Below are 16,392 nucleotides of genomic sequence, written 5' to 3'. Positions count from 1 at the left end.
GAGGAAAAAGAGAATGAAACAATCTAAAGTATTTATACCAACGATGAGAGAAGTCCCTGCAGAGGCGGAAGCATTAAGTCATCGTTTATTATTAAAAGCAGGGTTAATTAAACAGAGTACAAGTGGTATATATAGTTACTTACCACTAGCTACACGTGTCCTAAATAATATATCTAAAATCATACGTGAAGAAATGGAAAGTATAGATGCTGTAGAAATTCTTATGCCAGCTTTACAACAAGCAGAATTATGGGAAGAATCAGGTCGTTGGAGTGCATATGGTCCAGAACTAATGCGTTTAAAAGACAGAAACGGACGTGAATTTGCATTAGGACCGACTCATGAGGAAGTAGTCACTTCTTTAGTAAGAGATGAATTAAAATCGTATAAACAGTTACCCCTTACTTTATTTCAAATTCAATCCAAATATAGAGATGAGAAAAGGCCACGCTTTGGATTATTACGAGGACGCGAATTTCTTATGAAAGATGCATATTCTTTCCATTTTGATGAAGCTTCATTAGATGCAACTTATCAAGATATGTATCAAGCATATAGTCGCATATTCAAACGTGTAGGCATCAATGCAAGACCGGTTGTGGCAGATTCAGGTGCAATAGGGGGAAGTCATACACACGAGTTTATGGCATTAAGTGAAATTGGAGAAGATACAATAGTTTATAGTAATGAGAGTGACTACGCAGCTAATATTGAAAAGGCCGAAGTTGTTTATCATCCTTCTCATAAGCATTCTGCACTTGCAGAATTGACTAAAGTTGAGACGCCAAATGTTAAAACAGCTCAAGAAGTTGCAGAATATTTAGAGAGACCATTAGATGAAATTGTAAAAGCGATGATCTTTAAAATAGATGGCGAATTTATTATGTTTCTAGTTCGTGGACATCACGAATTAAATGAAGTGAAATTAAAATCATATTTCGGCACGGAACATGTTGAAATGGCTTCTCAAGATGAAATTGTTAATCTTGTAGATGCCAATCCAGGGTCTATTGGTCCTATTTTTGAAAAAGATATTAAAATTTATGCCGATAATTACTTACAAGATTTAAATAACTTTGTTGTAGGAGCTAATGAAGATCATTATCACTATATAAATGTCAATATTGGTAGAGACTTTGACGTAACAGAATACGGTGACTTTAGATTCATTACACAAGGTGAGATGTTAAGTGATGGCTCGGGAGTAGCACAATTTGCTGAAGGCATTGAAGTAGGACAAGTTTTCAAATTAGGAACAAAATATTCTGAATCAATGAATGCAACTTTTCTAGATAATCAGGGAAAAGCACAACCACTCATTATGGGGTGTTATGGTATTGGAGTATCAAGAACATTAAGTGCAATTGTTGAACAAAACAATGATGAGAATGGAATTATTTGGCCAAAATCAGTAACGCCTTTCGATATCCATCTAATCACTATCAATCCTAAAAAGGATGATCAACGTACTTTAGGTGATCAACTTTATCAAAAATTAATGGATTCATACGATGTTTTATATGATGATCGAAAAGAACGTGCTGGTGTTAAATTTAATGATTCAGACCTAATTGGGTTACCGGTACGAGTTGTTGTTGGTAAAAGAGCTGAAGAAGGTATTGTTGAGGTAAAACAACGCATTAACGGTTTAAGTGAAGAAGTGCAAGTTGATGAATTAGAGACTTACTTACAAGAATTATTTAAGAATATTAAGTAAGTTGTAATATAATTGTTGATAGTTAAATTGATATTAATAAAGAGCAGGAAAGATGATGAAACATAATCTTAAATCTAACCTGCTCTTCTTTATTGTATTATTTACTATTTGTTTTTCATGAAAATACGTCCAATCAGTAGTATAATATGAAACGAATTTATTAAGTAACTTTATGAACAGTTGTAATATATCCAATGATGTTTAATAGTTTTAAATTTAGTATTAATTAAGGTGGTTATTATTTTGGCAATGACAAATCGAGAAAAGTTTAAAGTGCTTGCCGATCAAATAAAAATATCAAATCAACTAGAACAAGATATTCTTGAACAAGGTGAACTCACGCGTATAGATGTTTCAAATAAAAACAGAACATGGACTTTCCAAATATCACTCCCACATTTTTTATCTCATGAAGATTATCTTCTTTTTACACATGCAATTGAAGAAGAATTTAAAGAAATAGCTACAGTAGCAATTGATTTTTCAATTAAAGATACCAACAATCAAGATGAGTTTGCTTTAAAATATTTCGGACATTGTATTGATCAAACACGATTGTCGCCAAAAGTGAAAGGTCAATTGAAACAAAAAAAACTCATTATGAGTGGAAATATTTTAAAAGTCTTAGTTTCAAATGATATTGAGAGAAATCATTTTGATAAGGCATGTAATGGTAGTTTAATTAAAGCATTTAGACAGTGTGGCTTTGAAATTGATAAAATCGTTTTTGAAACAGATACAACAAATCACGATGATGACCTTGCATCTTTAGAAGCACATATTCAACAAGAAGATGAACAAAGTGCAAGAGAAGCAACTGAAAAATTAGAAAAAATGAAAGCAGAAAAAGCGAAACAACAAGATAATAATGAAAGTACAGTGGAAAAATGTCAGATTGGAAAACCAATCCAAATTGAAAATATAAAACCAATTGAATCAATTATTGAAGAAGAATTCAAAGTAGCTATTGAGGGTGTTATATTTGATATTAACCTAAAAGAACTTAAGAGTGGACGTCATATAGTTGAGCTTAAAGTTACTGATTACACAGATTCACTTGTATTAAAAATGTTTACAAGAAAAAATAAAGATGACTTGGAGCACTTTAAGGCACTTAGCGTTGGTAAATGGGTTAGAGCTCAAGGTCGTATTGAAGAAGATACTTTTGTTAGAGATCTTGTCATGATGATGTCAGATATTGAAGAAATTAAAAAGACACCTAAACAAGATAAAGCAGAAAATAAGCGTGTAGAGTTTCATTTACATACGTCTATGAGTCAGATGGATGGTATTCCTAATATTAGTGCATATGTTGAACAAGCTGCTAAATGGGGACACCGAGCCTTAGCAGTAACAGATCACAACGTAGTACAAGCTTTTCCCGATGCACACAATGCTGCCGAAAAACATGGTATTAAGATGATTTATGGTATGGAAGGTATGCTAGTAGACGATGGTGTTCCTATAGCTTATAAACCAACAGACCGTAATTTAAAAGATGCAACATATGTGGTGTTTGACGTAGAGACAACAGGTCTTTCTAATCAATATGATAAAATTATTGAATTAGCTGCAGTAAAAGTGCATAACGGTGAAATTATAGATAAGTTTGAACGTTTTAGTAATCCACACGAAAGATTATCTGAAACCATTATCAATCTTACACATATCACGGATGATATGTTAACTGATGCTCCTGAAATTGAAGAAGTGTTAACTGAATTTAAAGAGTGGGTTGGAGATGCGATATTTGTAGCTCATAATGCTTCATTTGATATGGGATTTATTGACACAGGGTATGAAAGGTTAGGCTTTGGACCTTCTACAAACGGTGTCATTGATACACTTGAGCTTTCACGTACAATTAATACCGAATATGGGAAACATGGTTTGAATTTCCTTGCCAAAAAATATGGTGTCGAATTAACGCAACATCATAGAGCGATTTATGATACAGAAGCAACAGCTTATATTTTTATAAAAATGGTTCAACAAATGAAAGAACTAGGTGTGAACAACCATCTAGAAATTAATAAAAAATTAACTAATGAAGATGCATATAAAAGAGCTCGTCCATCTCACGTTACACTCATTGTTCAAAATCAAGAAGGTCTTAAAAATTTATTTAAAATAGTTAGTGCTTCATTAGTTAAGTATTATTACCGTACGCCAAGAATTCCACGTTCTCTTTTAAATGAATATCGAGAAGGGATCTTGATTGGTACAGCTTGTGATGAGGGTGAATTATTCACAGCAGTAATGCAGAAGGATCAGTCGGAAGTAGAAAAAATAGCAAAGTTCTATGATTTTATAGAAGTTCAACCGCCTGCGCTTTATCAAGATTTAATGGATAGAGAATTAATACGAGATAATGAAACGTTAACACAAATTTACAAGCGATTAATAGATGCTGGTAAAAGTGCCAATATCCCAGTGATTGCTACTGGTAATGCGCATTATCTATTTGAACATGATGCTATAGCCAGAAAAATTTTAATTGCATCCCAACCAGGAAATCCATTAAATCGTTCAACATTACCAGAAGCTCACTTTAGAACCACTGATGAAATGTTAGATGATTTTCACTTCTTAGGTGAAGAAAAAGCATATGAAATCGTTGTGACAAATACAAATGAGCTCGCTGATAAAATTGAAAAAGTGGTACCTATAAAAGATAAACTATTTACGCCGAGAATGGATGGAGCTAATGAAGAAATTCGTGAGTTGAGTTATTCTAATGCGAAAAAACTATATGGTGAAGATCTACCACAAATTGTTATAGATCGACTTGAAAAAGAATTAGATAGTATTATTGGTAATGGCTTTTCTGTTATTTATCTCATATCTCAACGTTTGGTGAAAAAATCGCTAGATGATGGTTATTTAGTTGGATCGCGAGGTTCAGTAGGTTCTAGTTTCGTAGCAACAATGACCGAAATTACAGAAGTTAATCCGCTTCCACCACATTACATTTGTTCACATTGTAAGACAAGTGAGTTCTTTGATGATGGTTCGGTTGGATCTGGATTCGATTTACCAGATAAAAAATGTCCCACTTGTGGTAATGAATTAATTAAAGAAGGGCAAGATATCCCCTTTGAGACATTCCTTGGATTTAAAGGAGATAAAGTTCCAGATATTGACTTGAACTTTAGTGGTGAATACCAACCTAACGCGCATAATTACACAAAAGTATTGTTTGGTGAAGATAAAGTATTTCGTGCTGGAACAATAGGTACTGTTGCTGAAAAAACAGCTTTTGGTTTCGTTAAAGGTTACTTAAATGATCAAGGTATTCACAAACGTGGTGCTGAAATTGATCGGTTGGTTAAAGGTTGTACAGGGGTTAAACGTACGACTGGTCAACATCCTGGGGGAATTATTGTTGTACCGGATTACATGGATATTTATGATTTTACTCCGATTCAATTTCCAGCAGACGACCAAAGTGCAGCGTGGATGACAACCCATTTTGACTTCCATTCAATACACGATAATGTCTTAAAATTAGATATATTAGGACATGATGATCCAACGATGATTCGTATGTTACAAGACTTATCAGGAATTGACCCGAAAACTATACCAGTAGATGATAAAGAAACAATGCAAATATTTAGTGGCCCTGAGAGTTTAGGTGTTACAGAAGACGAAATATTATGTAAGACAGGTACATTTGGTGTGCCAGAATTTGGTACTGGATTTGTACGTCAAATGCTTGAAGATACTAAGCCAACGACATTCTCAGAATTAGTTCAAATTTCAGGTTTATCTCACGGAACGGACGTTTGGTTAGGTAATGCTCAAGAGTTAATTCGTCAAGGGATATGTGATTTATCTAGTGTGATAGGCTGTCGTGATGATATCATGGTATATCTAATGTATGCTGGACTTGAACCGTCAATGGCTTTTAAAACGATGGAATTTGTACGTAAAGGTCGCGGTTTAACAGATGAAATGGTTGAAGCGATGAAGGAGAATAACGTACCAGATTGGTATTTAGATTCTTGTCGTAAAATTAAATATATGTTCCCTAAAGCTCATGCTGCGGCTTATGTACTAATGGCTGTAAGAATTGCATACTTTAAAGTACATCATCCACTATATTATTATGCAGCATATTTTACTATAAGAGCTTCCGATTTTGATCTTATAACGATGATTAAAGATAAAACGAGTATTCGTAATACAGTTAAAGATATGTATTCACGATATATGGATTTAGGAAAAAAAGAGAAAGATGTATTAACTGTATTAGAAATAATGAATGAAATGGCGCATCGAGGTTTTCGATTGCAACCGATTAGTTTAGAAAAAAGCCAGGCTTTTGACTTCATCATTGAAGGGGATACATTGATTCCTCCATTCATTTCAGTGCCAGGACTTGGAGAAAACGTTGCGCAAAGAATTGTTGAAGCGAGAGAAGAGGGACCATTTTTATCAAAAGAAGATTTAAATAAAAAAGCCGGCTTATCTCAAAAGGTTATTGACTATTTAGATGAATTAGGCTCATTGCCAGATTTACCTGACAAGGCACAATTGTCGATATTTGATATGTAAGCATTTCTTATTACTAAATTGATATCATATACGTTCAGTCATCTTTATTAGTAAACCTATATCAGTTTGTTTACTTATTAGACTTATGATATACTAAATATGCGTAAAAAAATGATTAACTCAGGCAGAAGAGTGGGCATAAACCCGCTCTTTTCTATTTGCCAAAAAAGGAGGCCTGTATGAGTAAAATTACTGAGCAAGTTGAAGCATTGATTCAACCAGTTTTAAATGATTTGGACTTTGAATTAGTAGACATTGAGTATGTTAAAGAAGGTAAAGACCATTTTTTAAGGATTTCTATTGATAAAGAAGGTGGCGTAGATCTTAATGATTGCACTTTAGCTTCAGAAAAAATTAGTGAAGTTATGGATGAAAATGATCCAATATCTGAAATGTATTATCTTGATGTTGCATCGCCAGGGGCAGAAAGACCAATAAAAAAAGAGAAAGATTTTTATAATGCTATCAATCAGCCCATTTTTGTATCTCTTTATGCACCAATTGAAGGAGATAAAGAATGGTTAGGTATTTTAAAATCTGTAAATGATGAATCAATTAATATGGAAGTTAAAGAAAAGGCAAAAACAAAAGAAATTGAAATTCCAAGGAATAAAATCGCAAAAGCACGTCACGCTGTAATGATTTAACGTGATGAGGAGGAAAAAAACGTGTCAAGTAATGAATTATTATTAGCTACTGAATATTTAGAAAAGGAAAAGAAAATTCCTAGAGAAGTTTTAATTGATGCAATTGAAGCAGCTTTAATTACTGCGTACAAGAAAAACTATGATAGTGCTAGAAATGTAAGAGTAGAATTAAATATGGACGAAGGTTCATTTAGAGTGATTGCACGTAAAGAAGTCGTTGAAGAAGTGTTTGATGATAGAGATGAAGTTGATTTAAGTACTGCTTTAGTCAAAAATCCTGCCTATGAAGTAGGAGATATTTATGAACAAGATGTAACACCGAAAGACTTCGGACGTGTAGGAGCTCAAGCAGCTAAGCAAGCTGTGATGCAACGACTTAGAGACGCAGAAAGAGAAATTCTATATGATGAATTTATCGATAAAGAAGAAGATATTCTAACAGGTGTGATTGACCGTGTAGACCATCGCTATGTATATGTGAATTTAGGAAGAATTGAAGCTGTGCTGTCAGAAGCTGAAAGAAGTCCTAATGAGAAATATATTCCTAATGAACGTATCAAGGTATACGTAAATAAAGTTGAACAGACTACAAAAGGTCCACAAATATACGTATCAAGAAGTCATCCTGGATTATTAAAACGCTTATTCGAACAAGAAGTTCCAGAAATTTATGATGGTACTGTTATTGTTAAATCAGTAGCGCGTGAAGCTGGAGATCGTTCTAAAATTAGCGTGTATTCTGATAATCCTGATATAGATGCTGTTGGAGCATGTGTAGGTTCTAAAGGAGCACGAGTAGAAGCGGTTGTTGAAGAACTTGGTGGCGAAAAAATAGATATCGTCCAATGGGATGAAGATCCGAAAGTATTTGTTCGTAATGCTTTAAGTCCATCACAAGTTTTAGAAGTAATTGTTGATGAAGAGAATCAATCAACTGTAGTGGTAGTTCCTGATTACCAATTATCCTTAGCTATAGGTAAACGAGGACAAAACGCACGTTTAGCTGCTAAATTAACAAGTTGGAAGATAGATATTAAATCAGAATCTGATGCTCGAGAAGCTGGAATTTATCCTGTTATTGAAACAGAAGAAGTTGCAGATGAAATTGTTAATTCGGGTGACGAAGATGTTGAGTTTGATAATGTTAACTTGGAAGAGACAAACTTAACTAGTACAGAATTAGCTGCTGAAACTGATAAAGAAAAAACAGCTAAAACAGAAGAAGATAATGACACAGAATCATAGGTTGGAGTGATAAATTAATGAGAAAGAAAAAAATTCCAATGAGAAAATGTATTATATCTAATGAAATGCGTCCCAAAAAAGATATGATTCGAGTGGTTATTAATAAAGAAGGCGAAATCTTTGCAGATGCGACAGGAAAAAAACAAGGGCGCGGTGCATATGTGTCTAAAGATGTAGCTTTAGTTGAAAAGGCTCAACAAAAAGAAGTTTTAGAAAAATATTTTAATGCTGCTAAAGATACACTTGACCCTGTTTATAAAGAAATAATAAGACTGATTTATAGAGAAGAGATTCCAAAATAATGACTAAAATGAAAATTTTTAATTTACTTGGTTTAGCTATGAGAGCTGGTAAAATCAAAAGTGGTGAATCGGTCATATTAAACGAGCTTAAAAAGAAGCAAATAAAACTTGTCATATTAGCTAGCGATGCATCTAGTAATACTCTAAAACAGATGAATGATAAATGTAATAGTTACCAAGTGCCATTAAGAGTGTTTGGTACTAGAAATGAATTAGGGTTAGCAATAGGTAAAAGCGATAGAGTTAATATTGGTATAACAGATAATGGTTTTGCAAAAAAATTGTTATCAATGATAGATGAATATGGTAAGGAGTGATTATATGAGTAAAAAAAGAATTTACGAATATGCGAAAGAGTTAAATCTAAAGAGTAAAGAGATTATAGATGAGTTAAAAAGTATGAATGTTGAAGTGTCAAATCATATGCAAGCTTTAGAAGAAGAACAAATCAAAGCATTAGATAAAAAATTTAAAGCCTCTCAAGCGAAAGACACTAATAAACAAAATACTCAAAATAATCACCAAAAATCTAATAATAAACAAAATTCTAACGATAAAGAAAAACAACAAAGTAAGAATAATAGTAAATCAACGAAGAAAAAAGAACAAAACAACAAAGGAAAACAGCAAAATAAAAACAATAAAACTAATAAGAATCAAAAAAACAATAAAAATAAAAAGAATAATAAAAATAATAAACCTCAAAATGAGGTAGCAGAAACAAAAGAAATGCCCTCTAAAATCACTTATCAAGAAGGCATAACTGTCGGTGAGTTAGCTGAAAAGCTAAATGTAGAATCAGCTGGTATTATTAAAAAATTGTTCTTATTAGGTATTATGGCTAATATTAACCAATCATTGGATGAAGAAACATTAGAATTAATTGCAGACGACTATGGCGTTGAAATAGAGAAAGAAGTAGTCGTTGATGAAGAAGATTTATCAATTTATTTTGATGATGAGACGGATGATTCTGATGCAATTGAACGTCCAGCAGTTGTTACAATCATGGGTCACGTGGACCATGGTAAAACGACTTTATTAGATTCTATTCGTAATACTAAAGTTACCGAAGGAGAAGCTGGCGGAATCACTCAACATATTGGTGCTTATCAAATTGAAAATTCAGGTAAAAAAATTACGTTCTTAGATACTCCTGGACATGCTGCATTTACGACTATGCGTGCACGTGGTGCTCAAGTTACTGATATTACAATTTTAGTTGTGGCTGCTGATGATGGTGTGATGCCTCAAACAATTGAAGCTATAAATCACGCTAAAGAAGCAGAAGTACCAACGATTGTTGCAGTAAACAAAATTGATAAACCAACTGCTAACCCTGATCGTGTTATGCAAGAACTCACTGAGTATGGATTAATTCCAGAAGACTGGGGCGGTGACACAATCTTTGTACCACTATCTGCATTGAGTGGAGACGGTATTGATGATTTATTAGAAATGATTGGCTTAGTAGCGGAGGTACAAGAACTTAAAGCTAATCCTAATAAACAAGCTGTAGGTACTGTGATTGAGGCTGAATTAGATAAATCACGAGGTCCAGCTGCATCTTTACTTGTTCAAAATGGTACTTTAAACGTTGGAGATGCAATTGTTGTAGGTAATACTTATGGACGTATACGTGCAATGGTTAATGATTTAGGAAAAAGAATCAAATCTGCCGGTCCTTCAACGCCTGTAGAAATTACTGGTATTAACGATGTTCCACTTGCAGGTGATCGTTTTGTTGTATTTGGTGATGAAAAACAAGCACGTCGAATTGGTGAAGCACGTCATGAGGCAAGTGTCATACAGCAACGTCAAGAAAGTAAAAATGTTTCATTAGACAATTTATTTGAGCAAATGAAACAAGGTGAAATGAAAGATTTAAATGTCATCATTAAAGGTGATGTACAAGGTTCGGTTGAAGCATTGGCTGCATCACTAATGAAAATAGATGTTGAAGGTGTGAATGTACGAATTATTCATACAGCTGTTGGTGCTATCAATGAATCAGATGTTACTTTAGCTAATGCATCAAATGGTATTATTATTGGTTTTAATGTACGCCCAGATGCTGGTGCGAAACGCGCGGCTGAAGCTGAAAATGTAGATATGCGATTACACAGAGTTATTTATAACGTTATTGAAGAGATAGAATCAGCTATGAAAGGTTTACTTGACCCAGAATTTGAAGAGCAAGTCATCGGACAAGCTGAAGTGCGTCAAACATTTAAAGTTTCTAAAGTTGGCACAATTGCTGGTAGTTATGTGACTGAAGGTAAAATCACTCGTAACGCGGGTGTACGCGTAATTAGAGATGGTATCGTGTTATTTGAAGGTGAACTTGATACATTAAAACGTTTCAAAGATGATGCTAAAGAGGTAGCTCAAGGCTATGAATGTGGTATTACAATTGAAAAATATAATGATCTCAAAGAAGGAGACATTATTGAAGCGTTTGAAATGGTAGAAATTCAAAGATAATTTTGAAACTTATGGAGAGGCTATATGCTAAGTTAACTACTTTAAGATATTTCATAAACCTAATATCTTAAAGTAGAGTATGACATACTTTGCTTAACCAACAATCAAAGTGAAGATATAAATTTTGATTTGGAAAAGCATAATGTTGTGCTATCAATACTTTAGTTATGGTCTCTCATTTAATATTATTTTATTGATTCATTGTTGATAATTTAATAAAATGAACATCAAAAGTTAATCATTAACTCTGATATTTCACAGTTATTTGTGAGTAAAGTAAAAATGAAGAGAGGTGAGATGATGAATAATATAAGAGCAGAACGTGTAGGAGAACAAATGAAACAAGAAATCATGGATATTGTTAATAATAAAGTTAAAGATCCTAGAGTTGGTTTTTTAACAATTACTGATGTTGAATTAACAAATGACCTTTCACAAGCAAAAGTATATTTAACAGTGTTAGGGAATGATAAAGAAGTTGATAATACATTTAAAGCTTTGCATAAAGCAACTGGATTTATAAAATCTGAACTTGGTTCTCGAATGCGCCTAAGAATTATACCTGAGTTAACATTCGAATATGATGAATCTATCGAATACGGTAATAAAATAGAACGCATGATTCAAGATTTACACAAAAATGATAAATAATATATTTTATAGTAGGCACAGTCATTCATAAAGCATATTTTTGATATTGCCTACTATTTTTATGTAAAACGCTAATTAAAGAATTAAAATATCGTGTTATAATAATAAACGTTATTAAAAGTTAAAGGTGTGACAACATGTATAATGGCATACTACCGGTATTTAAGGAACGAGGTTTAACAAGTCATGACGTCGTTTTTAAATTACGTAAAATTTTAAAAATGAAAAAAATTGGTCATACAGGAACATTAGACCCTGAAGTAAATGGTGTGTTACCAATTTGTTTAGGTGATGCGACAAAAGTCAGTGATTATATCATGGAAATGGGAAAAACTTATCACGCTACGGTAACGTTAGGAATGAGTACGACTACTGAAGACCAAACCGGAGATATTTTAGAAACTAGAGCTGTTGATAAGAATGATATCAATGAAGATACGATTGACCAAGTGTTGCAGCAATTTGAGGGGCATATTCAACAAATTCCGCCTATGTATTCTTCTGTTAAAGTAAATGGAAGAAAATTATATGAATATGCGAGAAATAATGAAACTGTCGAACGCCCTAAACGGCAAGTATTTATTAAAGATATACATAGAATATCTGAAGTTACTTTTCAGGAGCAGACATGTCATTTTGAAGTTGAAGTAACATGTGGTAAAGGAACTTATATTAGAACTTTAGCTACAGATATTGGACTTAAACTTGGTTTTCCAGCTCATATGTCACGTCTAACTAGAATAGCTTCAGGCGGTTTTCAATTAGAAAGTAGTTTAACGATTGATCAAATTAAAGAATTACATGAGCATGATTCATTACATAATGAATTGTTTCCTATAGAATATGGCTTGAAAGGTTTGAAATCATTCCAAGTGAAAGATTCAAATTTTAAAAAGAAAATCTGTAATGGTCAAAAATTTCATAAAAAAGTGTTAAGTCAAGATGTTAAAGAACCTTTTATATTTGTCGATAATAGTACTCAAAAAGTTTTAGCAATATATATAGTTCATCCAGACAAACCTTATGAAATAAAACCTAAAAAAGTTTTTAATTAAAGGAGAAATAATATTATGAAAGTGATAGAAGTTACTCATCCCATACAAAGTAATCAATTCATAACTGAAAATGTTGCTATGGCTTTTGGTTTCTTCGATGGTATGCATAGAGGTCACGATAAGGTGTTTCAAGTGCTGGATGAAAAGGCAAAAGAGCATCAACTTAAAAAAGCTGTTATGACGTTTGATCCACACCCCTCAGTCGTATTAAACCCTGAGCGTAAACGTACAACCTACCTTACACCACTTTCAGATAAGTTAGAAATGATAGCAGAACACGGTATAGACTATTGTATCGTTATCAATTTTTCATCAAGATTTGCTAGTGTGACATCTGATGATTTCATAAAAAATTATATTATTAATAATAATGTTAAAGAAGTGATTGCAGGGTTTGATTTCACCTTTGGTAAATTTGGAAAAGGAAATATGACGGTACTTCAGGAATCTAAAGCTTTTAATACGACTATTGTAGGAAAGCAAGAGATGGATTCTGAAAAAATTTCTACAACTGCAATACGCCAAGCGCTTACAGATGGTCATTTACAGAAGGCAAATGACGAATTGGGATATATATATAGAATTAAAGGAACTGTAGTACAAGGTGAAAAACGTGGAAGAACAATTGGTTTTCCAACAGCTAATGTGCAACCCAGTGATGATTATGTACTACCAAAAAAAGGTGTTTACGCGGTGAGTATGGAAATTGGTCCTGAGAGTAAATTACATCGTGGTGTAGCTAACGTTGGAGTTAAACCTACATTTCACGATCCAGCTAGGGCTGAGTTAGTTATTGAAGTGAATATATTTGATTTTAATGAAAATATTTACGGTGAACGTGTGACTGTGTATTGGCATCACTTTTTAAGACCAGAAGTTAAATTTGATGGTATCGATCCACTAGTTAAACAAATGAATGAAGATAAAGCGAAGGCTAAACATTTATTATCTATTGATTTCGATGATGATATATCATATAATATATAAAGTTGACAGAGATACAAGATTATTCTTATTCTCTAGATATACCTTTTTCTTAGTAGGTCGATTCTCCGACGCCTCACTCAGATTAAGGAGTTAAATATAATTAAGGAGGAAATTGATAATGGCAATTTCACAACAACGTAAAGATGAATTAATTAAAGAATATCGTGTGCACGAAACTGATACTGGTTCACCAGAAGTTCAAATCGCTGTATTAACTGCAGAAATTACTGCATTAAATGAGCATTTACGTGAACACAAGAAAGACCACCATTCACGTCGTGGTTTATTGAAAATGGTAGGTCGTCGTCGTCACTTACTAAACTACTTACGTAGTAAAGATATTCAACGTTACCGTGAATTAATTAAATCATTAGGTATTCGTCGTTAATCTTAATATAGAACTAGGAAAGCACCATGGATGGTACTTTCCTTTTTTTATTATGATACATAATAAAAAATATAAAATCAGTTAAATAAATGATATGATATAAATATTAGAATTAAGAGAGGAGATTCATAATGTCTCAAGAGAAGAAAGTTTTTAAAACTGAATGGGCTGGGCGTTCTTTAACTATTGAGACAGGACAATTAGCAAAGCAAGCTAATGGTGCTGTTTTAGTGCGTTATGGAGATACAGTTGTCCTATCAACTGCAACTGCTTCTAAAGAACCTAGAGATGGCGATTTTTTCCCATTAACTGTAAATTACGAAGAAAAAATGTATGCTGCTGGTAAAATACCAGGAGGATTCAAAAAAAGAGAAGGTCGCCCTGGTGATGAAGCAACGTTAACAGCTCGTCTCATTGATAGACCTATTCGTCCACTGTTTCCAAAGGGATATAGACATGACGTACAAATCATGAATATTGTCTTAAGTGCTGATCCAGATTGCTCACCAGAAATGGCAGCAATGATTGGTTCTTCGATGGCGTTAAGTGTTTCAGATATTCCATTCCAAGGTCCCATCGCAGGTGTAAATGTAGGTTATATCGATGGTAAATATGTCATTAATCCTTCCGTCGCTGATAAAGAAATTTCTAGATTAGATTTAGAAGTTGCTGGTCATAAAGATGCGGTAAACATGGTTGAAGCAGGCGCAAGTGAAATTACTGAGAGTGAGATGCTTGAGGCTATTTTCTTCGGACACGAGGAAATCAAACGACTTGTTGCATTCCAACAAGAAATCATCGACCACATTCAACCGATCAAACAAGAATTTGTACCGGTGGAAAGAGACGAAGATTTAGTTGAAAAAGTAAAACGTCTAACTGAAGATAAAGGACTTAAAGAGACGGTTTTAACTTTCGATAAGCAACAACGAGATGAAAACTTAGATGTTCTGAAAGAAGAAGTTGTTGGTCATTTTCTAGATGAAGAAGATCCAGAAAATGAAACGCTTGTTAAAGAAGTTTATGCAATTCTAAATGACTTAATTAAAGAAGAAGTAAGACGTCTAATTGCTGATGAAAAAATACGACCTGATGGACGTAAAGTAGATGAAATAAGACCTCTTGAATCAGAAGTTGGTTTGTTGCCAAGAGCTCATGGGTCAGGTTTATTTACTCGTGGTCAGACACAAGCACTTTCAGTTTTAACTTTAGGCGCACTTGGAGATTATCAATTAATTGATGGTTTAGGACCTGAGGTAGAGAAACGATTTATGCATCATTATAACTTTCCTAATTTCTCTGTAGGAGAAACTGGCCCTGTACGTGCACCTGGTAGACGTGAGATTGGCCATGGTGCGCTTGGTGAAAGAGCATTACGATACATTATACCTGATACTCAAGATTTCCCTTACACAATTCGTATTGTAAGTGAAGTACTAGAGTCTAACGGTTCATCATCTCAAGCATCGATTTGTGGTTCAACATTAGCATTAATGGATGCTGGTGTACCAATTAAAGCGCCAGTCGCAGGGATTGCAATGGGACTAGTAACGCGTGACGATAGCTATACAATTTTAACTGATATTCAAGGTATGGAAGATGCATTAGGTGATATGGACTTCAAAGTAGCAGGTACTAAAGACGGTATTACTGCGATTCAAATGGATATTAAAATTGATGGTTTAACTCGAGAAGTTATCGAAGAAGCACTAGAACAAGCGCGTCAAGGACGATTAGCTATTATGGATCATATGCTTCACACGATTGAGCAACCACGCGAAGAATTAAGTGCTTACGCACCAAAAGTGGTAACTATGAGTATTAATCCAGATAAAATTCGAGACGTGATTGGACCAGGTGGTAAGAAAATCAATGAAATCATCGACGAAACTGGAGTTAAATTAGATATTGAACAAGATGGTACAATCTTTATAGGTGCTGTAGATCAAGCGATGATTAACCGTGCAAAAGAAATTATCGAAGATATTACACGCGAAGCGGAAGTTGGACAAGTATATCATGCTAAAGTAAAACGTATTGAAAAGTATGGTGCTTTCGTTGAATTGTTCCCTGGTAAAGACGCATTATTACACATTTCTCAAATTTCACAAGAAAGAATTAATAAAGTAGAAGATGTTCTTAAAATTGGTGATACAATTGAAGTGAAAATTACTGAAATCGATAAACAAGGTCGCGTTAATGCGTCACATAAAGTATTAGAGCAATCTAAAAATTAAAATGTATCATATATACGAACCTAATGTATGTGTTCTGTAAAAAGCTGCCGACAAAGCTAAATGCTTTGCGAGCAGTTTTTTTATTTTAATATGACTATTCAGTGAGATAAATGTGTTTT

Annotated in this window: 12 protein-coding genes; all 12 read left to right on the top strand. The window is 33.6% G+C overall.

Annotated features, from left to right (window positions below; translation table 11 throughout):
- Positions 1-13: 13 nt before the first annotated feature.
- The 12 genes from NST35_RS07710 (at position 14) to pnp (ending at position 16,273) form a co-directional block, all read left to right on the top strand.
- Positions 14-1,717, top strand: coding sequence for a proline--tRNA ligase (locus NST35_RS07710; RefSeq protein WP_002457363.1), 1,704 nt, complete (start codon positions 14-16; stop codon positions 1,715-1,717).
- Between the two features lie 249 nt (positions 1,718-1,966).
- Positions 1,967-6,277 (top strand): PolC-type DNA polymerase III, encoded by a 4,311-nt coding sequence (locus NST35_RS07705; protein ID WP_100198935.1) that lies wholly within the window; start codon positions 1,967-1,969, stop codon positions 6,275-6,277.
- Between the two features lie 179 nt (positions 6,278-6,456).
- A complete protein-coding gene (gene rimP / locus NST35_RS07700; protein ID WP_340747290.1) occupies positions 6,457-6,924 on the top strand; it encodes a ribosome maturation factor RimP in 468 nt (155 codons plus the stop codon).
- A gap of 21 nt (positions 6,925-6,945) precedes the next feature.
- Positions 6,946-8,169 (top strand): transcription termination factor NusA, encoded by a 1,224-nt coding sequence (nusA, locus tag NST35_RS07695; RefSeq protein WP_002457361.1) that lies wholly within the window; start codon positions 6,946-6,948, stop codon positions 8,167-8,169.
- Between the two features lie 17 nt (positions 8,170-8,186).
- A complete protein-coding gene (rnpM, locus tag NST35_RS07690) occupies positions 8,187-8,471 on the top strand; it encodes an RNase P modulator RnpM (RefSeq protein ID WP_002446299.1) in 285 nt (94 codons plus the stop codon).
- Positions 8,471-8,788 (top strand): YlxQ family RNA-binding protein, encoded by a 318-nt coding sequence (locus tag NST35_RS07685; RefSeq protein WP_002446300.1) that lies wholly within the window; start codon positions 8,471-8,473, stop codon positions 8,786-8,788. Before rnpM ends, NST35_RS07685 begins: the two co-directional genes overlap by 1 nt.
- Positions 8,789-8,792: 4 nt before the next feature.
- Positions 8,793-10,955, top strand: a complete 2,163-nt coding sequence (infB, locus tag NST35_RS07680; protein WP_002457360.1) for a translation initiation factor IF-2 — start codon at positions 8,793-8,795, stop codon at positions 10,953-10,955.
- Between the two features lie 300 nt (positions 10,956-11,255).
- Positions 11,256-11,606, top strand: a complete 351-nt coding sequence (gene rbfA / locus NST35_RS07675) for a 30S ribosome-binding factor RbfA (protein WP_002457359.1) — start codon at positions 11,256-11,258, stop codon at positions 11,604-11,606.
- Between the two features lie 137 nt (positions 11,607-11,743).
- Complete coding sequence (gene truB / locus NST35_RS07670; RefSeq protein WP_002446303.1) at positions 11,744-12,661, top strand: tRNA pseudouridine(55) synthase TruB; 918 nt, start codon at positions 11,744-11,746, stop codon at positions 12,659-12,661.
- A gap of 15 nt (positions 12,662-12,676) precedes the next feature.
- Positions 12,677-13,648, top strand: coding sequence for a bifunctional riboflavin kinase/FAD synthetase (locus NST35_RS07665; protein WP_002457358.1), 972 nt, complete (start codon positions 12,677-12,679; stop codon positions 13,646-13,648).
- Between the two features lie 118 nt (positions 13,649-13,766).
- Positions 13,767-14,036, top strand: a complete 270-nt coding sequence (gene rpsO / locus NST35_RS07660) for a 30S ribosomal protein S15 (RefSeq protein WP_002439528.1) — start codon at positions 13,767-13,769, stop codon at positions 14,034-14,036.
- 131 nt (positions 14,037-14,167) lie between these two features.
- On the top strand, positions 14,168-16,273 hold the full coding sequence (pnp, locus tag NST35_RS07655) for a polyribonucleotide nucleotidyltransferase (RefSeq protein WP_002446305.1): 2,106 nt from the start codon (positions 14,168-14,170) through the stop codon (positions 16,271-16,273).
- Positions 16,274-16,392 lie beyond the last annotated feature (119 nt).

Source organism: Staphylococcus sp. FSL W8-0304, from assembly GCF_038006565.1.
GTDB classification, from domain to species: domain Bacteria; phylum Bacillota; class Bacilli; order Staphylococcales; family Staphylococcaceae; genus Staphylococcus; species Staphylococcus epidermidis.
The sequence above is the reverse complement of the archived record's forward strand: the minus strand, read 5'-3'. Positions and strand labels throughout refer to the sequence as shown.

Excerpts from the sequence above, each read along its gene's own strand:
- NST35_RS07710 (WP_002457363.1), top strand. The coding sequence starts at position 14 with ATGAAACAATCTAAAGTATTTATACCAACGATGAGAGAAGTCCCTGCA.
- NST35_RS07685 (WP_002446300.1), top strand. The coding sequence starts at position 8,471 with ATGACTAAAATGAAAATTTTTAATTTACTTGGTTTAGCTATGAGAGCT.
- rpsO (WP_002439528.1), top strand. The coding sequence starts at position 13,767 with ATGGCAATTTCACAACAACGTAAAGATGAATTAATTAAAGAATATCGT.
- infB (WP_002457360.1), top strand. The coding sequence starts at position 8,793 with ATGAGTAAAAAAAGAATTTACGAATATGCGAAAGAGTTAAATCTAAAG.
- truB (WP_002446303.1), top strand. The coding sequence starts at position 11,744 with ATGTATAATGGCATACTACCGGTATTTAAGGAACGAGGTTTAACAAGT.
- rbfA (WP_002457359.1), top strand. The coding sequence starts at position 11,256 with ATGAATAATATAAGAGCAGAACGTGTAGGAGAACAAATGAAACAAGAA.
- rimP (WP_340747290.1), top strand. The coding sequence starts at position 6,457 with ATGAGTAAAATTACTGAGCAAGTTGAAGCATTGATTCAACCAGTTTTA.
- NST35_RS07665 (WP_002457358.1), top strand. The coding sequence starts at position 12,677 with ATGAAAGTGATAGAAGTTACTCATCCCATACAAAGTAATCAATTCATA.
- pnp (WP_002446305.1), top strand. The coding sequence starts at position 14,168 with ATGTCTCAAGAGAAGAAAGTTTTTAAAACTGAATGGGCTGGGCGTTCT.
- NST35_RS07705 (WP_100198935.1), top strand. The coding sequence starts at position 1,967 with ATGACAAATCGAGAAAAGTTTAAAGTGCTTGCCGATCAAATAAAAATA.
- rnpM (WP_002446299.1), top strand. The coding sequence starts at position 8,187 with ATGAGAAAGAAAAAAATTCCAATGAGAAAATGTATTATATCTAATGAA.